Here is a 20,840-nt window from a genome sequence, read left to right on the forward strand (position 1 = left end):
CCACCATCGCCCACACACTGCCCATGGCGGACAGCCGCCCGCCGTGGTCTACTTCAATCACATTGAAACCGATCAGCAGGTGCAGGCAGTAGCTTAACTCAGCCGGGAATCTGTCCAAGGATCGGGGAGTAGCTCAGTTCATGCACCAGCGATCCTGTGAAGCCCTGAATGGCTTGCTTGCTGGCGGTATAGGCGGCGGCCAGCGGGTGCGGGGCGAGTGTTACGCTGGAGGTGACATTCACGATCACGCCAGACCGCCGCGCCCGCATCTGCGGGATCACCGCCTGCACCATGGCCATCACGCCAAAGGTATTAGTCTCGAACACCTTGCGGATATGCGCCATCGGCGTCGCCTCCAACGCCCCGACGACGCCGATCCCGGCATTGTTGACCAACACGTCGATCGGGCCTGCCGCCTGAAGCGCAGCCTCGATACTGTCGGGCCGGGTGACATCCAGCGGCAGGATGCGGATGAGGCTGCTGGGGGAGGAGGCCGCGCGCGACGAGATGGGGCGCGACCTCATTCTGGCGCGGCTGGTCTAGATCCTGCTGATCAAAGCCCTGCGCGCCGCCCCGGCGACGCTGGCCGGACCGGGCCTGTTGCGCGGGCTGGCCGACCCCCGCATCGCCGTCGCCCTGCGGGGGCTGCATGCCGCGATAGACCGCGACTGGACCATCCCGCAACTGGCGGATGCGGCAGGCATGTCGCGCTCGGCCTTCTTCGACCGTTTTTCCCGCACGGTCGGGTTGCGGCCAATGGAATACCTGCTAACCTGGCGCATGGCCGTTGCGAAAAGCCTGTTGCGCGCGGGCAAACTGTCACTGGACGACGTGGCAGGGCAGATCGGTTTCGGCTCCGCCAGCACCTTCAGCACCGCTTTCAGCCGTCATGTCGGAATGCCGCCGGGACGGTTCATGCGAGCGGCGGAAGCAGGCGCATGAGGGGTGCCTGCTTATCTGATACCTGTCGTTCGGTGGATTTCTGCCCGGTCACATCGTCATTCGTGAGATCAGAGAAACGCCTCTTTCTCATACGAAGCCCGTCATCTAAGTCTGTCTGGGACAGTCTGCTTACGCGTTATCTTGTCTGAGGCTTGCCGGAGGATCCACTGATGACCCGCAGCAACACCGATCATCATGTTGTCGTCATCGGGGCGGGGTTCGGTGGATTGCAGACGGTCCGGGGGCTGAAAGGCAGCGGCGCTCGCATCACGCTGATTGATCAGCGCAACCATCACCTGTTCCAGCCGTTGCTTTATCAGGTTGCGACGACGATCCTTGCCACATCCGAGATTGCATGGCCGATCCGCAGTCTGTTTCGTGATCGACAGGATGTGACGACCTTGCTCGCCCGCGTCGATGGCGTGGATACTGCAGCGCAGCTGGTGCGGCTGGGCGCGGGTAGCATTGTATCCTATGATACCTTAGTGATCGCAACCGGTGCGCGGCATGCCTATTTCGGGCATGACGCGTGGGAAGCGGTCGCGCCGGGGCTGAAGACGCTTGAAGATGCCACCACCATCCGACGCCGTTTGTTGCTTGCCTTCGAGCGGGCCGAGCGTGAACCTGATGCAGAAGCCCGCCGCGCCCTGCTGACCTTCGGAGTGATCGGTGCCGGTCCGACAGGCGTGGAACTGGCGGGGATCATCGCCGAGCTTGCAAAACGCACGCTCTGGCCGGAGTTTCGCAACATCGACACCCGCGAAGCCCGTATCCTGCTGATCGAAGCCGGGCCCCGGGTGCTTGCGGCGTTCCCAGAGGAGCTTTCGGCCTATGCGGCGCGGGCGCTGGAACAGAGTGGGGTGGAGCTTTTGCTTGGCACGCCGGTCTCGGACTGCGCACCCGACGGCTTGACGATCGGTGAGACGTTCATTCCCTGCCGCACCGCTGTCTGGGCGGCGGGGGTGGCGGCCTCGCCGGCAAGTACATGGCTGGGCGTCGAGGGCGACCGGGCCGGCCGCGTTCCGGTCAAGCCGGACCTGTCGGTGGCCGGACATCCCGAGATATTCGTGATCGGTGATACTGCCAGCGTCAAGGCATCGGATGGCACGCTAGTCCCCGGCATCGCCCCGGCGGCCAAGCAGCAGGGCACATATGTGGCGCGGACCATCCGAAACCGCCTCTTTGGCAGGCCTCCGTCCGGCCCGTTTCGCTATCGCCACCAGGGCAATCTGGCGACGATTGGCAAAAACGCCGCTGTCGTCCACATGGGCCGGCTGAAACTGCGTGGCAGGTTGGCGTGGTGGGTCTGGGGCGTCGCCCATATCTTCTTCTTGATCGGAACCAGATCGCGCACCGCGGTGGCTTGGAGCTGGCTCTGGACCTATCTGACCGGCCAGCACAGCGCCCGGCTGATCACACAGGGAACAGCTGGACAAAACGAAAGCAATCCAACGGCCTGACACGCTGCCAATCAGACGACCGAGTGTATTCCTGGAGCTTAGCAGAACATCGACAAGTAGCGGAACGGCGATCCTGAACATCGCTGTCAGCCGGCTTTCCGCCGTGACGCCAATGAGCTACCTTTGCCTTCAATGAAAATCCCGGCTTGGGAACAGCTTTCTGGCCTGTTCGCGCGGATGGCGGGCACTCGACTGCACCCTGCCAACAACAGGGCGTTTCGTCTCATCCGCCCGCCCGTCGTTTGACGCAATCATCACCGGCCGGCCAAGGGTGGTGAGCAACGGTGACACATCCTCGACATGCTCTGCAATCAGGTGGATGACAGGGCCGTCGCGTTCGATCCGGCCGCGCACGCGGACGAGGCGACCTGCGATCACCGCCTTGCGGAAGGTCTCATAGACTTTTTTCCAGACCACGATATTGGCTGTGCCGGTCTCATCCTCCAGCGTCAGGAAGATCACGCCGGAAGCGGTGCCCGGGCGTTGGCGGGTGATGACAAGGCCGGTGACGGTGACACGGCCTTTGGCTTCCGGCAGCCGGTCGTGTGGCAGGCTCTCGGGCAGACGGGGGCGTAGCAGTTCCATCGGATGCGCGCGCAGGGACAGGCGCAGCGACAGGTAATCCTCGATCACCTCTTGCCCGAGGGTCATGCGTGGCAGGGTGACCGCAGGCTCGATTTCACCTTCGGCATCCGGGCCGAACAGCGGCAGGGGCGCAGGAGCGCGCAGGGCCTTGGCCGCCCAGAGCGCATCGCGGCGGGTCAGGCCAAGGGCGGCAAAGGCGTCACCTTCGGCCAGCCGCTCCAGCGTATCGGGCTGCACACCGGCCCGCCGCCACAGGCTTTCGACATCGGGATAGCCGTTGCCGCGCGCGGCGGTGATCCAGTTTGCATCCTCCTCGCGCATCCCCTTGATCTGGCGGAACCCCAGCCGCAGGGCAAGCTGGCCATCGGCGCGAGGCTCCAGCGTGCAATCCCACAGCGAATGGTTGACCGAGACCTGTCGCACTTCGACCCCGCAGTCGCGCGCATCGCGCACCAGTTGGGCGGGGGCGTAAAAGCCCATCGGCTGGCTGTTCAGGAGCGCGCAGGTGAACACCGCCTGATGATGGCATTTGAGCCAGGCGGAGATATAGACCAGCCGGGCAAAGCTGGCGGCATGGCTTTCGGGAAAGCCATAGCTGCCGAACCCTTCAATCTGCGCAAAACAGCGCGCGGCGAAATCGGCGTCATAGCCGCGCTCCAGCATGCCTGAGACAAAGCGGTCCCGGAACGAGCCAATGGTGCCCATGCGTTTGAAGGTGGCGAGACTGCGGCGCAAGCGGTCGGCCTCGGACGGTGTGAAGCCCGCTGCCACGACAGCGATCTGCATCGCCTGCTCCTGAAACAGCGGCACGCCGTAGGTGCGGCCCAGAACCTCCATCATGGCGGGGCCAAGGTCTTCGACCGCCTCGCGGCCCTGGCGGCGGTTGATGAAGGGATGCACCATGCCGCCCTGGATCGGGCCGGGGCGGACGATGGCCACCTCACAGACCAGATCATAGAACTCGCGCGGGCGCATCCGGGGCAGGAAGTTCAACTGCGCCCGGCTTTCGACCTGAAACACACCAATGGCATCGGCGCGGCACAGCATGTCATAGATCGCCGGATCTTCGGCGGGGGTGTTGGCCAGGGTCAGGCCAAGGCCGCGATGATCGGCCAGCAGTTTGAACGCCTTGCGGATACAGGTCAGCATGCCGAGGCCGAGGATATCGACCTTCAACAGCCCCAGCGCATCGATGTCATCCTTGTCCCATTCGATCACCGTGCGATCTTCCATCGCGGCATTCTCGATCGGGCAGAGCTCATCGAGGCGGCCTTGGGTGATGACAAAGCCGCCGACATGCTGCGACAGATGGCGCGGAAAGCCGATGATCTCGCCGATCAGCTGCGTGGTCAGCATCATCCGCCGGTCGGTCGGATCCAGCCCTGCGTCGCGCATCCGGTCCTGTCCGGGTGCGGAGGAGGACCAGCCCCAGACCTGGCCAGACAGGCGGGCGACCACATCCTGAGACAGGCCCATGACCTTGCCCACCTCGCGGATGGCGGCGCGTGAGCGGAAATGGATCACGGTGGCGGTGAGGCCAGCGCGTTCGCGGCCATAGCGCTCATAGATCCACTGGATCACCTCTTCGCGGCGCTCATGCTCGAAATCCACGTCGATATCCGGCGGCTCGCCGCGTTCCTTCGAGATGAACCGCTCGAAAATCAGGGTGATGGATTCGGGCGGCACTTCGGTAATGCCCAGAAGGTAACAGACCACCGAATTGGCCGCCGATCCGCGCCCCTGACACAGGATGCCGCGCGCGCGGGCAAAGGCCACGATGTCATGCACGGTCAGGAAATAGGGCGCATACTCCACGTCCCGGATCAGGGCGAGTTCCTTCTCGACGCGGGCGATGATCTTGGGCGAGGCCCCGTCGGGATAGCGCCAGATCAACCCGTTGCGGGTCAGCCACTCCAGCCTCGCCTGTGCGGGTTCGCCATCCTGCGCCTCATCCGGGTATTGATAGCGCAGCTCATCCAGCCGGAAGGCGCAGGCATTGGCGATCTCGACCGTGCGACGGATCGCGGCGGGATAGCGGTGGAACAACCGCGCCATCTCGGCCCCTGACTTCAGCCGGTGCTCTCCATTGGTCAGGCGGTGTCGGCCGATGTTGTCGATGGTGCAGCCAATGCGCAGGCAGGTCAGCACATCAGCCAGCGGGCGGCGGGCGGCGCGGTGCATCAGCACATTGCCGACCGCGACCAGAGGCAGAGCGACGCCTTGGGCAAGGCTGGCCAGCCGGTCAAGGCGTGGCTGGTCGCGGCCATCATAGTGCGGGGCAGCACCCAGAAAGCACTGGCCGGGAAAGGCGGCTGATATGCGGGCCATATCGGCACGGGTGGCGGCCGCCTGCCGGGCATCCGCCTCCATCAGATCGGGCGGCAGGGCGATCAGGATCAGCCCCGCGCCCCAGTCCAAAAGGTCAGCGCGTTGCAGGTGGCACTCCCCCTTGGGCGCGCGGCGCTTGCCCAAAGAGAGCAGCCGGGTCAGGCGCGACCACGCCGCAATGTCAGTCGGCAGGACCAACCATTCGACAGCAGAGTCAGTCAGCACCAGCCGCGCGCCGGGGATCAGCCGAGGCAGCGGTGTATCTGGTAGGACGGGGGCGGCGGTGGTCCCGCTGAAATGCGGCACTGTCTGACGGCTGGAATGGTCAGTGACGTGTTGGGAGCGGATGGTCGGCCCGTCCTGCCTCTCTTGCACCCCATCTTGCTCGCCTTTCGCGGTTGCCTGTGCCTCATCGCGCAGCCGCGCCAACTCTTTCAGCGCCGAAAACGCCCGCACCACGCCCGCAACTGAATTGCGGTCGGTGATGGCGATAGCGGTCAGGCCCAATTCGGCGGCGCGCGTCACCAACTCCTCTGGATGCGAGGCCCCGGTCAGGAAGGTGAAGTTCGAGGTCACGCACAGCTCGGCGTAAGGGGTCATACGAACTCCCCCTGCACGCACCAATCCGGAGCCTGCGGCGTGTGGAACAACCACAGGCGCGGTCCTTCGCGGGTCTCGATCCGCCAGTAGTCGCGCATGCCGCTGCGCCAGGCCGGATCGTCGAACCACCATTCCGGCGCGATCCGCTCCGGCCCCTGCGCGCGCAGGGTGGTGAAGCGCATCCGCCGCCATCGGAATACCGCAGGCGGATGACCGGAAGCAAGGCTGACGGGTTCGGGGGGAAACAGCGTAAGGGGTCGCGCCGGGCCGTGCCGGGGCGGGGCGGCCACCGGCTCGGACCACGCCGCAGCGACCAGCTGAAAGCTGCGTTCGGGGATCTTGCTGTCGGCGGGCTGCATCCGCAGCACGCGGTCAAATCCGATCCGGTTGCCAAGACGCGAGACCAGATCGGCCAGCGCATCCGCGTGCCGCAGGACGGGGCCGCTGCCGACCTGCTCGGGCGGCAACAGCTCGGTGATGGGAGCAGACAGGCGCATCGCGTCGATGCCAAAGCCTGCGTCGACCTCATCGACGCCTTTGGCGAACAAAGCTGCCATGCGGACCGGATCACGCATGGCGCGTGCCAGACCGATCTCGACCTGCACCGTGCCATGATCGACCCGGCGCAGTTCCAGCCGCAGGCGGCGCGCGCCGTGGTGATGCAACGCCAGCGTGGCGCAAAGCCGGTCCAGCAGGCGCGAAAGGCCTGCCATCACGTCTGACTGCAGGCCGATCGGTTCCGGCAGGGTCATCCGCACCCCGAAATGCGGCGGCTCCGCCCCGGCGGCCACCGGTTCTGGCTGGTGACCCAGAAGCTGATCGAGCCGCAGCACCAGCCCCGGACCAAAGCGGCGGGCCAGTGGGGCGCGGGGTTGGGCGATCAGTTCGCGCATTTGCGACAGGCCGACACGGGCCAGGGCCTCTGCCGTGGCATGGTCGATGCGCAGGGCCGAGACCGGCAGGCGAGCAACACTCTGCGCCAGATCGCCATCGGCAATGATCCCGCCACCATGGCGTGCCAGCGCATGCGCGGCCCCGCGTGTACCGGCGATGGCGCTGCTGACTGACAACCCGGCGCGGTCCAGCCGCGCGTGCAGGTCAGAGCGCAATTCCACCTCGCCGCCAAACAGATGCGCGACGCCAGTGATATCGGCCATCAGCCCATCAGTGCCATCACTGGCAACCATCGGGGCATAGCGGCTGGCCCATCGTCGCAGGCTGGCCAGTGCCGCCGTCTCTCGCGCCAGATCGGCGGGGCGGGTGGAGAGATCGGGGCAGATCGCGCGGGCATCGGCCAGCGGCATGCCGCGATGCAACCCGCGCTGTTCGGCGGCACGGTTCAGACAGTGCAGATGATCGGCATTGCCCGACCGGTGGGTCAGCGCAAACGGCCCTTCAACGGGCCGGATCCGCAGGCTGGCGTCGCTCGCCAATCTTGGAAACCAGATCGAAAGCAGCCGACGCACCATGCCAGTTCAACACCCAATTGGACTGCCCCCAGTGAGTGGTCCGGTCTGAATGTTAGTGCATGATGGGCCTCGGGTCTATCTGGACGATGGTTTCCGGCGCTGGGGGACGGTATCCCAAGGCGCTGTGGTGTCTGACGGTGTTGTAGTGGCGGCGCCATTTCTCGATCAGGATCTGGGCTTCGCGCCGTGAGTAGAAGACCTCGCCGTTGAGCGATGTTGCCCAGGTGTGTGGCAGACCCGACGTTCAGATACGCCAAGGGTCTGCTGCACATGGACAATGCACTGACGGCGGCGGGAAGGGCTCAGAAGTTTCCCCGGGCAGCCTCGGTCAGGATCATCTTGTCCAGCGTCAGATCCGATAAGGCTGGGCAAATTGCCGAAGGTCTGACCCGCCTCGACTTGGTGATCCTGGATGAACTCGGGTATCTGCCGTTCAGCGCCTCGGGCGGGGCGTTGCTCTTCCATTTGCTGAGCAAGCTCTACGAACGCACCAGCGTCGTGATCACCACAAATCTCAGCTTCAGCGAATGGGCCACGGTCTTTGGTGACGCCAAGATGACCACAGCCCTGCTCGACCGCCTCACCCACCGCTGCCGCATCCTCGAAACCGGAAACGACAGCTTCCGCTTAAAGGCCAGCTCAGCCGCAGTCGCCAGAAAAAAGCCAGAAAAAAGCCAGAAAAAAGAAGGACACAAACCATGCCTTGACCCCGACTTGACCAGAAATCCATAGTCAGAGGTGGCTCACTTCTCGATGGAAAACCCGGCTCAGTTCTGGGTGGAAATCAACACCGGAACGAAACCGGTGCAGGTCCAGTTTGACACTTGGCGCAGATCGTGGTTCGCAGAGGGCGGCGAGCGGCCTGGCGGTAGTGCAGCATGAGGCGTGGGTAGCAGTCATTCGAAGTCAGGTTTGAGCCGCAGCGCGGACGGTGATTTTACAAGTTCGGGCGACCTGGACCTGCACCGGAAAGGTCAGGCCGGAAGAAAGTCGGGGGCAGTATCAGTGGTCCGTTGTGCAGCATAAAGGGCGACTTCGACCCGGTTCCTGACATGCAGCTTTTTCATGATGTTGGTCAGATAGTACTTCGCTGTCTTCTCACTGATACCGGCCTGGAAGGCAATTTCCTTATTGCTCATACCGCGCGCCAAAAGACCCAGTATCTGTTCTTCCCGAACCGCAAAACGGATCTGTTTGTCGACAGCATGCGTCGCGGCCGCGCCGGACAGGTGACCCAGGAGGTGCCCCAGCAGCGTCGGGGCCACGCAATGCTCACCGGCTGCGGCGGCCTCGATTGTTCTGATCAGTTCAGACCCGCTTATCCCTTTGAGCAGGTAGCCACTCACCCCGATCTGAAACGCCTGCGCCACGAATTTTATGTCCTCTTCCACGGACAGCACGACGATTCTCGTCTCGCATGGCGTGGCACGGATTGCCCTTACCGCCTCCAGTCCGCCGCCGGGCAGGTGAAGATCGAGCAACAGAAGGTCCGGTTTGTGAGCCGCGACAAGTCGGGCGGCATCCATCGCAGTTGCCCCTTCGCCCAGAACCTCGAACCGTTCACTCTTCTGCAAGGCCTGCACAACACCCAGGCGATACAAGGGGTGGTCGTCTACCACGACAATGGTTGTCTTAGGCTGCATCCGGCATCTCCATCTTCAGGGGAATGATTGCGACAAGCCGTGTGCCATATCGCGCGCTGCTTCTGATTGTCATTGTTCCATTCACACTTTCGACACGCCTGCGAAGGCTGATCAGCCCAAGATGCGGTCCGGGTCCGGCAGGGGCAACCGAACGAATGCCCGGCCCACCATCGGAGACCGTGACGCGAATGACGCCGGTCAGCCCCTCGACCTTGACGCGCTGATCAATCCCGCCCCCATGGCGAAAGGCGTTGGCGAGACCTTCCTGAATGAACCGGCAAACGCAGATCTTCACGCGGTCCGGTACATCTTCGGCAAGACCGAACATGTCGACACTGACCTTTGTTCCGGTTCTCGCTTCATGGCTCCTGACGAAAGCCGCGAGGCAATCTTCAATCTTCTGGCCCGTCACATCCAGCAGCAGAAGCCCTGCGGTGATGGCCCGCACCTCCTGCATCGCCTGGCTGAGAGCCGCACGCGCCTGCAGCACAGTTTCACAGTCGATTGACCGATCTTCCGGGTCAAGCTTGAGCAGGGCGTGGCCGATTAGCTGGGCAGGTCCGTCGTGCAATTCTGATCCCAATGACCGCAGGAAACGCTCATTCTCGTCAAAAACCTTGTGGACACTTTCCGCGATGCGGTCCCGAAGCGCCTTTTCCCGGGACATTGCCTCTGAAAGTTCGTTGATACGCCCCGTCAGCTGTTCCTTCTGCGCCTGGATCGTTCTGGTTCCGCCGTGGACGACCGAAAAGTAAGCCAGAACATTGCAAATCAGGACAAAGAACGTGAATGCCCATGTCTTCATCCGCATTGCGGCCATTGCGCGTTCGATTTCGGATGCATCTTCGTAAAACTCTGCCACCGCAATCACCGTTCCGGTCCGATGATCGTAGACCGGCGCATAGACCTCGAAGACGGGACCATGAACCTGGAATTCCGCCAGGCTTTCCTCGGAAGGTTCATTCAGCTCAGCCCCGACCTTGCCCCGGAGGGCATCTGCGAAGATCTCGTCCTGCGCGTAGCGGCGGCCTATCACCGAGCGGTCGCTGCTGTAGACAACCGTTCCATCAGTACTCCAGATCTTGATCGCGACCACCTGGATCCGCAATGCACCTGTGACGAGCAGCGCATCGAGCTGCTTCACTCTTTGCTCGCTTAACTGTCCAGTCGTCGCCAAATCCTGAATCATCGGCGATACGAGATCGCTGATATAGACAGACGCAATGCTGGAACTTCGCAACAGAATGGTTTTCTCAAGCCAGCCAACGACCCAGCCACCAATTGCCAAGGTACTTGCAACGACCAATGCCAATGCAATCGTCGCAAACCGACGATCAAGATTGCATCCGCTCCAAGTCTTCAGCAGTGATATTACACGCGCCTCATCATCCAATTTGAACTCCGCGCAATCCGTCTGAGTCGTGCCCAGTTTAGCATGCTTCCGCCCGGACGACCTGATTCTCATGCAATGCCCGGACCACTCAGCCTTTGAGTTGAAAATTTTAAAATTAAAACACCGCCCGGGAGAGTTGGCAGCAGATGCCGCAGTGCCGCGCGACCTTTGACCGGGACAAAGGTCCAGAATGCCCGGGCAGTTCGGCGACATTGCCGCAGGAAGCGCAGGGCCAACGTCCGTATGGGCGGAAAGTTGCCGGCGGGTATCCTGCAAGCTGAACTCAACGCCCTGCGCTTGGCAGCGACTCATTGGAGGACGAAATGGTTACGTATATCCGGTCCGATCTGGACTTCATTCTCGCGCAGATTAAAGTTTCCGAAGAACATGCCGACTATGTCGCCGGTGTGTCAGGGGCACGGCCCCTGTTCGGGGTCAACGGCATCATACCCGCAAGCAACATCAGCTGGGGTTTGCGCACCGTCGACGGCAGTTTCAACAACCTTATTCCCGGGCGCACGAACTGGGGTGCCGCCGATCAGCCTTTCCCTGAACTTCTGGACCCTGTCTATCGGGACGCAGAAACGTTCGATCCGGATGGTCCGGGTGGCAGTCCCGCGATGCCGACCAGCTATGCACCATCGAACAACCCGGGTTCAATCGTCGTGGATTCGGCAATTCGGACCATATCAAACCTGATTGTCGACATGTCACCCGGCAACCCGGCCGCGGTGGAAAAGGCGCTCGATATTGCGGGCATTGACGGCGCCCAGAAGGGGCTGGCCATCTCGAACATCGCGGCGGCCGTCGCGGCCTTTAAGGATGAGGCAGATCCGAATTTCGGCAACCTCGAAACACTTCAGGCGGTCGTTACTGCCGAGGGCCTTGAAATGTCGGGCGAAAGCCTGGTGATCGGCAATGTCGCGCCCGATGAGGGCCTGTCGGCACCGTTCAACTCTTGGTTCACGCTGTTCGGACAGTTCTTTGATCACGGGCTCGATCTGGTGGGCAAGGGGCAAAGCGGCACGGTCTTCATCCCGCTGCAGCCCGACGATCCATTGTATGATCCGAACAGCAACACGAATTTCATGGTCCTGACGCGGGCGACGGTCGGGGCGGGGGAGGACGGGGTCATGGGGACGGCCGATGACGTCCGGCCCATCAACACGACCACCCCCTTTGTCGATCAGAACCAGACCTACACGTCCCATCCGTCACATCAGGTTTTCCTGCGTGAATACGTCATGACAGAGGGTGGTCCGGTTGCCACCGGCAAGGCCCTGGACGGTCCGCCTCCGGCAGGAGGGTTGCCCACTTGGGGACAGATCAAGGAACAAGCCCGTGAGATGCTGGGCATCGACCTGACCGATTACCACGTCGGCAACCTGCCCCTGCTTGCGACCGACCCCTATGGAAACTTCATTCCCGGTGCCGACGGCTTTCCTCAGGTGGTCCTCTTCAACGATCCCGGGAACCCCGAGGCCGGAACGCATCTTGCATCCGGAACGCCGGCTGCCTTGCTGCAACTGGTCACGATTGTCCCGGCAGTACCACCCGGCGTGGTGCCGACAGTTGAACATCTTGCGGTCCGCACCGGACACGCATTCCTTGACGACATCGCCCATGAGGCGGTGCCGTTTGGAAAGATCGACGATGGCGATATCACGATTGGTCTCGCCAATCCGGGCAATGGCAGCGTCGAATACGACAATGAGTTGCTTGACGCCCATTTCATCACCGGCGACGGGCGTGGGAACGAGAATATCGGTTTGACTGCGGTGCATATGGTGTTCCACGCAGAACACAACCGTCTGGTAGAGCACACGAAATCGGTTGTTCTTGCCGAAGGTGACCTTGCGTTTCTCAATGAATGGCTTCGTGTCGACGTTGAAGCCGTGCCGGTCGATCCGGCCCAGATCAATGCGCTGCAATGGGACGGTGAGCGGCTGTTCCAGGCCGCGAAATTCGGGACCGAGATGCAATATCAGCATCTGGTCTTTGAAGAGTTTGCGCGCAAGATCCAGCCCAACATCGACGTCTTTCTGGTTCCGCAGGGCTACGACACGACCATCAATCCGGCGATCGTCGCCGAGTTTGCCCATGTCGTCTATCGCTTTGGACATTCGATGCTGACCGAAACGGTCGACCGCTTCGATGCGGGCTTCAACGCAGATCACATCAGCCTGATCGAAGGGTTCCTCAACCCGACCGCATTCCTGAACGGCGGTACAGCCGAGCAGGCTGCCGGATCAATCATCCGAGGCATGACCCGCCAGGTCGGAAACGAGATTGACGAGTTTGTCACCGGTGCGCTGCGCAACAACCTGCTGGGCCTGCCGCTCGACCTCGCGACGATCAACCTTGCGCGTGGACGTGACACCGGCGTGCCTTCGCTGAATGCGGCACGGCGCGAATTCTATCAGGTGACCAACAACAACTCGGAACTGCGGCCCTATGACGACTGGATCGACTTTGCTGACGGCCTGAAGAACCCTGCGTCGATCGTGAACTTCATCGCGGCTTATGGCACCCACGCCCTCATTACCGGTCAGACCACGTTGGAGGGCAAGCGCGATGCTGCGCTGACCATCATCACCGGTCAATCAGTCGGCGGTCTGGGCATCCCGGCCGATGCCGATGACTTCCTGAACGGCAACGGGATCTATGCCGGTGATCTCGGCGGGCTTGAGCATGTCGATCTCTGGATCGGCGGTCTCGCAGAAAAGAACTTGCCGTTCGGCGGCATGCTGGGATCCACCTTCAACTTCGTATTCGAAGTCCAGATGGAGAATTTGCAGAACTCGGACCGCTTCTACTATCTGCAACGCCTGGACGGGCTGCACCTCTTTGGCGAGATGGAAAACAACTCCTTCGCGTCGATGATCATGCGCAACACAGATGCCATTCATCTGCCGTCTGATGTCTTTTCAACCCCGGGTCTGATCCTGGAAGTGAATCAGGCATTGCAATACAATGCAGGCCTCGGCAATGCGGACCCGGTTGGCGGCACGATCCTCAATCCGCTGGTCGATCGCGACAACAACGCGACCCCGGGTCCGGACAACAACTACCTGCGCTACACCGGGACAGATCACGTCGTCCTTGGGGGCACCGAAGGAAATGACACACTGATCGGCAGTATCGGCGACGACACGTTCCATGCCGATGGCGGCAATGACCGGGTTGAAGGCGGCGCCGGGAACGACATCATCAACGGCGGTGCAGGCGATGACATCATCACCGACCTTGGCGGTGACGATAACATCAAGGGCGGCGACGGCAATGACGCAATCAACGGTGGACAGGGGGCGAACCTGATCCTTGCGGGCGCGGGCAAGGACTTCATCATCGCCGGTTCCGATGGCGTGTCCGAAGTCTTTGCAGGCACCGGCGATGACTTCATTCTGGGCAGCCGCACAACCGAACGCATCCTTGGCAACGAGGGCAATGACTGGATCGAGGAAGGCACCTTTGACGGCGCGCCTGGCGACAATTTCGACGAAATTTTCGCGGGCGACATGATTGTCGGCCACGATGTCTTTCTGGGCGACGGCAGCACCGACGAGTTCATCGGCGAGGGCGGCGATGACATCATGGTCGGCAGTGCCGGCATCAACAAGCTTGAGGGCATGTCAGGCTTTGACTGGGCGACCTACAAGGACAATCCGCAGATCGTTGTCCCCGGCACACTGATCACCGGTGTCTGGGCCGATCTGACGCTGAACGCCTTTGATGAGTTCCCGCTGCCCCCGCCTCTGTCTGCGCTGGATCAATACGGCAATGTCGAGGGTCTTTCAGGCTCTGCCTTCGACGACAGGCTGGATGGGTCCGAAACGACCGCCGCAGAAATTGCCGTGGCAGGAAACAATCCGAACGGCAGCAAACTGCTCGCGGAACATATGGGCATGATCGACGGCCTCACAAGTCTGCTCGGCAATGGTGTGCTGAATGCCGATGGTGACTTTGACGCGGGCGACATCATCCTTGGCGGAGCCGGAGATGACGTGATCACGGGTCGGGGCGGCAATGACGTCATCGACGGTGACAAATGGTTGAACGTGCGGATCAGCGTGCGGGAGAACGCCGATGGAACCGGCGCAGAGATTGCTTCGCATAACAGCATGAGGACACTGGTTGCCGAAGTATTCTCGGGTGCCATCAATCCCGGCCAACTGCAGATCATGCGTGAAATCGTCGCCGCAGACGGTATCGGCAGCCTGGATGTCGCGGTCTACCGGGGCAACAGTACCGAGTATGATATCCAGTTCGGACTTGCCGGCGGTGGTGTCCGGGTCACCCATACCGACCCTGATCTGTTCAACGACGGAATCGACACGCTCTACAACATGGAGAAAATCCGCTTCGCGGATGGCGTCGAAATCTTCCTGAACAATCAGGCTCCGATCGGTGGGCCGGTTATCTCTGACACGACCCCGACCCAAGGGTTCCAGCTTACGGCAGATCCGGGCGGCATCGAAGATCCGAACGGCACCACAACCGCAGTCTTTGCCTACCAGTGGTACCGCAGAGCGGATCCCCTCCTGCCTTGGGTCGCGATTGCAGGCGCAACGGCGGCGACCTTCACGCCGACGGCCGGGCAGATCAACAACCAGTTGCAGGTGGTGGTCAGCTTTACCGACGATCAGGGCAATGCCGAAACTGTGGCGTCGGCACCGACTGAAATCGTGGGCGCCAATTTCCTGGGTTCGGCCGCAGCCAATTCCTTTAATGGCAGCGAAGGTGCCGATTATGCCCAGGGGCTTGGTGGCAATGACACCCTGTCCGGCAACGGCGGCGAAGACTTCATTGACGGGGGCCTCGGGTCTGACCTGGTCAACGGTGGCGAGGGAAGCGATACGTTGATCGGTGGAGCCAACGGTGGGACCGATACTCTCTTGGGCGATGCCGGCAATGACAGCCTGGACGGGGGCGGCGGCAACGATACCCTTGATGGCGGAACCGGGGCCGACACCATGGCTGGCGGCAGCGGAAACGATGACTACATCGTCGACGACATTGGCGATGTGGTGATTGAACTGGCGGGCGGCGGCACGCAGGACGACATCTTCACGACGCTCAACACATACAGTTTGCCCGAGAATGTCGAACGGCTTTTCTTTACGGGCGTCGGCAGCTTCACGGGCACCGGCAACGCGCTGAACAACCAGATCTTCGGTGGAGATCAGGCGGATATTCTGGACGGTGGCGCGGGCAACGATCAGATGAACGGTGGCGCGGGTGATGACACCTATTACTTCGACAGCGCCTCGGACACGGCGGTCGAAGCGGCTGGCGGCGGCATCGACACCGTTCATGCAAGCGTGACGGACACCCTGAATGCCAATGTGGAAAACCTGATCCTTGTCGAGGCTGCAGGCAATATCGGCGGAAATGGCAACGGTCTTGCCAACACAATGACCGGCAACAGCGGCAACAACACGTTGAATGGCGCTGCCGGCAACGACTCGATCTCCGGTCTGGACGGTGCTGACTCGCTGAATGGCGGTGCCGATCTGGACCTGCTGTTCGGCGGAGCGGGCAATGACACGCTGATTGGGGGCGCGGGCGATGACACTCTCAGCGGTGATTCCGGCGACGACCTTATGAATGGCGGCGCCGGTAACGACCTTCTGGTTTTCGCGCCCGGTTTCGGCAATGATACGATTGCCGGGTTTGATGCCAACCCGGTGGGCGGTCAGGATCTGATCGACCTTACCGCCTTCAACTCGTTCGCGGATGTGGTGATTACGGACGCGGGCGCCAACGTTCTGATAACCATCGGGACCGACACGATCCTGCTGCAAGGTATTGCAAACCACACCACCGTCACCCTTGACGACTTCCTGCTCTAGGGCTGCGCAAGTGACACGGGCCGGAGCCTTACCGGCTCCGGCCCGTCGATAAACGAGCAGTCACATCTTCTGCGGACGAGGTCGCGCCGCGCCGTGACCGGGTGGCATTGGGGGACGAGATGTCTGAGAATTCCAGTTTCGTCGTGTTGCGGTCGCATGTCCGGGCATTTGTGGGGGTTGGGGTGCTCAGCGCCCTTGTCAACATCCTGCATCTCAGCGGTTCGATCTTCATGTTGGCGATCTATGACCGCGTCTTGCCAAGCCGCAGCGTGCCTACGCTGATCGGACTTGCGGTGATACTTGCGATGCTTTTCTGTTTTCAGGCCGCATTCGATATCTTCCGGACCCGGATCCTGTCTCGCATCGGGCAGTCGTTGGACGAGAATTTCGGCGAAACGGTGTTCCAGTTGGTCCTGCTGCGACCGATCCGGGGTCGGCAGGATGGAGACGGTCAGCAGCCCTTGCGGGATCTGGACCAGATCCGCGGCTTTCTGTCAGGGGGGGGGCCGTCCGCGCTCTTCGACCTGCCGTGGATGCCGCTTTATCTGGTCGTCTGTTTCGCCTTCCACTTCTGGCTGGGTATGACCGCCCTGATCGGGGCGCTGGTGCTGGTTGTCCTTACCGGACTGACCGAGATTTTCACGCGGCGCACCACCCGGGAAGTTGTGGCCGGCATGAAGACGCGTGGCAACGTGGCCCAGTCCGGCCAGCGCAATGCCGAGGCAATCTATGCGATGGGAATGTCCGGGCGTGTCGGTCAACTCTGGAACCGGGCACATCTGCACATCCTCAAGCAACAGCAAAGCGCGGCGGATGTGGGTGGCGGCTTTGGGGCTGCGTCCCGGGCGGTACGGATGATGGTGCAATCCGCGGTGCTGGCAGTCGGCGCCTATCTTGTAATGTCCGGTGCGGTGTCACCCGGCGTCATGATCGCAAGCTCTATCCTCGCTGCCCGCGCCCTTGCGCCCGTCGATCTGGCAATTGCAAACTGGAAGGGATTCATCGCAGCCCGTCACAGCCGCAAACGTCTGGCCGCGCTGCTGGGCGAGACAGACCTTCGTGCTGATCCGCTGCCACTGCCGGCGCCGCATGTTTCCTTGAAGGCGGAACAGGTCAGTACTTCGGCGCCAGGGGAAAAGCGGATCCTCATCGAGAACGTCAACTTTACCCTGCGCGCAGGGGAGGGACTTGGCATCATCGGACCAAGCGGATCGGGAAAATCAACCGTTGCGCGAACACTCGTCGGCGTCTGGCCTGCCCGGTCAGGCAGGATACGGATTGATGGCGCGGCCCTGGACCAGTGGAACCCGGAGCGGCTGGGCCAACACATCGGCTATCTGCCGCAGGATGTCGAACTGTTCTCCGGGACCATTGCCCAGAACATTTCACGGTTTGAACGCGATCCCGACCCCGAGAAGGTGATTGCCGCGGCCCGCTCCGCAGATGTGCATGACATGATTATCGGTATGTCGGATGGCTATGCCACCGAGGTTGGGGAGGCAGGAGCGGCACTTTCCGGCGGCCAGCGACAGCGGATCGCGCTTGCCCGTGCGCTTTACGGTGACCCGTTTCTTGTCGTCCTGGATGAACCGAACTCAAATCTTGACAATGAAGGCGATGTCGCGCTGACAGAGGCGCTTGGCAAGGTCCGGGCGCGCGGTGGTATCGTCATCGTCGTCGCGCATCGACCAAGCGCGTTGGCAGCGCTGGACCATCTGCTTGTCATGGCCGCCGGGAAACAGATCAGCTTTGGCCCGAGAGACGAAACCCTGAGCAAGTTCATGCGGCCCCCTGCGCAAGTGACGCCGCTGCGACTGACAGGCAACATCGCAGCAAGGGGAGACGCATGATGGATCGTCCGAAACCTCAGGCCATCCGGTCCATCGACCGGCATCTGCGGCTTGCCACGGCCACCATCGCATTGCTGATCTTCGGAGGCGGCGGCTGGGCCCTGACGACTGAGCTTGCAGGCGCGGTGCTTGCCTCGGGCGTTGTCGTTGTGGATGGCAACGTCAAGGCGGTGCAGCATCCCGTGGGGGGCGTCGTAAAGGAAATTGCAGTGGTGGCCGGGTCGCATGTGCGTCGGGGCGATATCGTGCTGCGCCTTGACGACGATGTGGCGCGGGCCGACCTTGCGCTGATCGACGGTGCGCTTGAATCTCTCGTGATCCGCCGTGCGCGGCTTGAGGCCGAGCGGGACTCACAGGCTGCGATCACCCTGAGTCCGGAATTCGAGTCGCGCAGGGCTGAAACGGATCTGGCCAGAATCATTGCCTTGGAGACACGCTATTTCGCTTCGCGTTCTGCAGCCCGCAGCGGCGTGAAAGCACAGCTCAACGAACGCGTTCTGCAGCTTCGGGAAGAAATCGAAGGTCTCCGCCTGCAGGAGAGCGCGCAAGTGGATGTTCTGGCGCTGCTGCAGGAAGAACTTGCCGATATGGAGCAGCTCTATGCAGAAAAGCTGGTTGTCCGAACAAGAATTCTCACGCTCAAGCGCGAAGAGGCTGAAATGCGCGGAACGCTGGGCCAGCTTCGGGCGCAGATTGCGTCGGCCTCGGGGCGGGGCTCCGAGATAGAGTTGCAGATCACCCAGATCGATCAAGAACTGCGCAGCGAAGTGACCAAGGAATTGCGTGAAACCAACGAGAAGATCGCCGAACTGTCCCAGCGCCGCATCGGTGCCCTCGATCAGTTGAAACGCATTGACATCCGCGCTCCGAGCGATGGTTTCGTACACCAGCTGTCCGTGCATACCATCGGAGGTGTTGTCGGTCCGGGTGAGACGCTGATGCTGATCGTCCCGGGCGACGAGGTGCTTGCGGTCGATATCAAGGTTGCAGCACAGGACCGGGACCAGGTGCATGCAGGTCAGGAAGCGTTGCTGCGCCTGAGCGCATTCAATCAGCGGACCACACCGGAGATCCTTGGCGAAATCAGTGTGATCGGCGCCGATCTGGTGGAGGATACGCGAACCGGATTCCAGTATTATCCGGTCAAGGTCCGGCTGTCAGAGGTGGAACTGGAGCGTCTGGGCGCCAACCGGCTGTCTCCGGGGATGCCGGTTGAATCATTTATCCAGACCGGACAACGCACCCTCCTGTCCTACCTCACAAAACCACTGGGAGACTATCTGGCGCGCGCCTTCCTGGCGGACTGACTTCTTCCAGGTGGCTTTGTTGCGCAAATGCTGCGAAGGATTCATCTTGCGAATCCAGTCTGTTAGTCAAGCTGTATGAGCAGACCGAAGCCCCCCAGCTACTGCACCTCGAACTGGCATGACTACAACGCAGCGCTGGCGAGGCGTGGGTCTTTGTCGATCTGGTTCGATCCCGGGATGCAATGGCTTGCCGGGCCGACTGGGAGGCGCGGGCGTCAACCGGTGTTCACCGACGCGGCAGTTCAAGCCTGCTTAACGCTGAAGGCTCTCTTCGGGCTGCCGCTGCGGCAAACGACAGGCATGGTGGCCAAGCGCCGATCGTCGCCGTCGTTGCAGTGATCGCCGCCTTGGTCGCCGGAGTCATCCCTTCGCCGCAGGCGGCAAGGCAGGCGGCCTCGGCCGCGTCCAGATCGGGGTCCTCGTCGTCGGTCGAAGCCTCGGGCCGCCCCTCGCGCGTCGCGCCCGCGTCACGCGCGGTAGTAATTACTGGTTCTTTACTTACAGGGTTAGTGTCCAGATTCTGGACACGGCTTTTCGCCAAATTTGGACACGGCTCTGCCCCAGACCCATGTCCAGATTCTGGACATGGGTTTAGGGCGAAATCCACCTCGAAGCCGAGGAAGTACCGGGTCGTCCGCTGGCGTTTCGTGTCGTCGTCGAGGCGCCTCGGCCCGCGCACCGATGCCGCCCTGAAGGCCGTGGCAGCCGAACGCGGCGCGATCCGCAACCTGAAGTGCCTGGCCGCCCCAACACCAAGCGGGCCGATGATCTTCCAGGGCAGCGCCCGCTATCCAGTGGACGAGATCGTCATCCATTGCGCCGCCACCCACCCGGACTGGATGCGGGGCCAGCCCCTCGCCTACGTTGGACTTCAGCCAAGCAGCCTACCAATGTAGAGTACAACCTCTACATGATCCACTGGGATGACGATCAAGGTCTGCTCTACATCAATAGTTCCCGGCTCAAGGATCTCCATGAAGATATCGCAAAGAAAATCTGCGGGTTAGATGTCGAGCGGATCCGTGGCGAGCATATCTTCCGGGTTCTCGACGGTTTCCGGCGAATGGTTCTGATGAACCTTGGCTTAAGCGAAACGCAGCGCAAGCCTGTTCGTTACTCTAGTTTCATGGGCTCGGACATCGGTGAGCAACTTGATACGCTGCCAGGCAATCGCAACCGAATGAAGACCAATCTCTTCGGACAGGGCTACACCGACGATGGTAAAACGACGATTGGCTGTTCGGTGAAAGGTAAGATCTGGTCCTACGACAGCATGAGCTACTCCCCCGATCCTTGGACAGATTCCCGGCTGAGTTAAGCTACTGCCTGCACCTGCTGATCGGTTTCAATGTGATTGAAGTAGACCACGGCGGGCGGCTGTCCGCCATGGGCAGTGTGTGGGCGATGGTGG

The 20,840-nt window shown here is 61.8% G+C and carries 11 protein-coding genes and 4 pseudogenes; 8 read left to right on the plus strand and 7 right to left on the minus strand.

What is annotated here, in order from left to right:
* Positions 1-98: 98 nt before the first annotated feature.
* Complete coding sequence (locus JL811_RS19350) at positions 99-524, minus strand: SDR family NAD(P)-dependent oxidoreductase (protein WP_237685088.1); 426 nt, start codon at positions 522-524, stop codon at positions 99-101.
* 76 nt (positions 525-600) lie between these two features.
* Between JL811_RS19350 and JL811_RS19355 the strand changes: the two genes are divergently transcribed.
* Both JL811_RS19355 and JL811_RS19360 read left to right on the plus strand, forming a co-directional pair.
* Complete coding sequence (locus tag JL811_RS19355; protein ID WP_237685089.1) at positions 601-942, plus strand: helix-turn-helix transcriptional regulator; 342 nt, start codon at positions 601-603, stop codon at positions 940-942.
* Between the two features lie 170 nt (positions 943-1,112).
* Complete coding sequence (locus JL811_RS19360; protein ID WP_202690356.1) at positions 1,113-2,402, plus strand: NAD(P)/FAD-dependent oxidoreductase; 1,290 nt, start codon at positions 1,113-1,115, stop codon at positions 2,400-2,402.
* Between the two features lie 129 nt (positions 2,403-2,531).
* Here the strand turns inward: JL811_RS19360 and JL811_RS19365 are convergent, their stop codons facing one another.
* The 4 genes and pseudogenes from JL811_RS19365 to JL811_RS20340 all read right to left on the minus strand — a co-directional run.
* The gene (locus JL811_RS19365; protein WP_202690357.1) at positions 2,532-5,915 is read right to left on the minus strand and encodes an error-prone DNA polymerase; all 3,384 of its coding nucleotides are present in this window, start codon (positions 5,913-5,915) and stop codon (positions 2,532-2,534) included.
* The gene (locus JL811_RS19370) at positions 5,912-7,348 is read right to left on the minus strand and encodes a Y-family DNA polymerase (RefSeq protein WP_337924776.1); all 1,437 of its coding nucleotides are present in this window, start codon (positions 7,346-7,348) and stop codon (positions 5,912-5,914) included. Before JL811_RS19370 ends, JL811_RS19365 begins: the two co-directional genes overlap by 4 nt.
* 88 nt (positions 7,349-7,436) lie before the next feature.
* Positions 7,437-7,595 (minus strand): annotated as a pseudogene (locus JL811_RS19375) (integrase core domain-containing protein); the annotation flags it as partial.
* A pseudogene (locus JL811_RS20340) lies at positions 7,568-7,749 on the minus strand (IS3 family transposase); the annotation flags it as partial. The pseudogenes JL811_RS20340 and JL811_RS19375, both read right to left, overlap by 28 nt.
* 1 nt (position 7,750) lies before the next feature.
* On the opposite strand from JL811_RS20340, the pseudogene JL811_RS19380 reads away from it, so the two are divergent.
* Positions 7,751-8,116, plus strand: a pseudogene (locus tag JL811_RS19380) (ATP-binding protein); the annotation flags it as partial.
* 242 nt (positions 8,117-8,358) lie between these two features.
* Here JL811_RS19380 and JL811_RS19385 read toward each other — a convergent pair.
* Together JL811_RS19385 and JL811_RS19390 are read right to left on the minus strand one after the other, a co-directional pair.
* Entirely contained in the window at positions 8,359-9,027 is a 669-nt protein-coding gene (locus JL811_RS19385; RefSeq protein WP_202690359.1) for a response regulator, read from the minus strand.
* Positions 9,017-10,420 carry a sensor histidine kinase gene (locus tag JL811_RS19390; protein WP_202690360.1) on the minus strand — a complete coding sequence of 468 codons (1,404 nt, stop codon included), beginning with the start codon at positions 10,418-10,420 and terminating at the stop codon, positions 9,017-9,019. Before JL811_RS19390 ends, JL811_RS19385 begins: the two co-directional genes overlap by 11 nt.
* A gap of 323 nt (positions 10,421-10,743) precedes the next feature.
* Here JL811_RS19390 and JL811_RS19395 point away from each other — a divergent pair, with 323 nt between their 5' ends.
* From JL811_RS19395 to JL811_RS19415, 5 genes and pseudogenes are all read left to right on the plus strand, one after another.
* Positions 10,744-16,272, plus strand: a complete 5,529-nt coding sequence (locus JL811_RS19395) for a peroxidase family protein (RefSeq protein WP_202690361.1) — start codon at positions 10,744-10,746, stop codon at positions 16,270-16,272.
* A gap of 119 nt (positions 16,273-16,391) precedes the next feature.
* A complete protein-coding gene (locus JL811_RS19400; protein WP_202690362.1) occupies positions 16,392-18,122 on the plus strand; it encodes a type I secretion system permease/ATPase in 1,731 nt (576 codons plus the stop codon).
* Positions 18,119-19,429 (plus strand): HlyD family type I secretion periplasmic adaptor subunit, encoded by a 1,311-nt coding sequence (locus JL811_RS19405; protein ID WP_202690363.1) that lies wholly within the window; start codon positions 18,119-18,121, stop codon positions 19,427-19,429. Before JL811_RS19400 ends, JL811_RS19405 begins: the two co-directional genes overlap by 4 nt.
* Before the next feature lie 75 nt (positions 19,430-19,504).
* Positions 19,505-19,735: pseudogene (locus JL811_RS19410) on the plus strand (transposase); the annotation flags it as partial.
* Between the two features lie 604 nt (positions 19,736-20,339).
* Complete coding sequence (locus JL811_RS19415; RefSeq protein ID WP_202690364.1) at positions 20,340-20,747, plus strand: hypothetical protein; 408 nt, start codon at positions 20,340-20,342, stop codon at positions 20,745-20,747.
* Positions 20,748-20,840 lie beyond the last annotated feature (93 nt).

Source organism: Szabonella alba (genome assembly GCF_016765775.1).
Classification (GTDB): domain Bacteria; phylum Pseudomonadota; class Alphaproteobacteria; order Rhodobacterales; family Rhodobacteraceae; genus Szabonella; species Szabonella alba.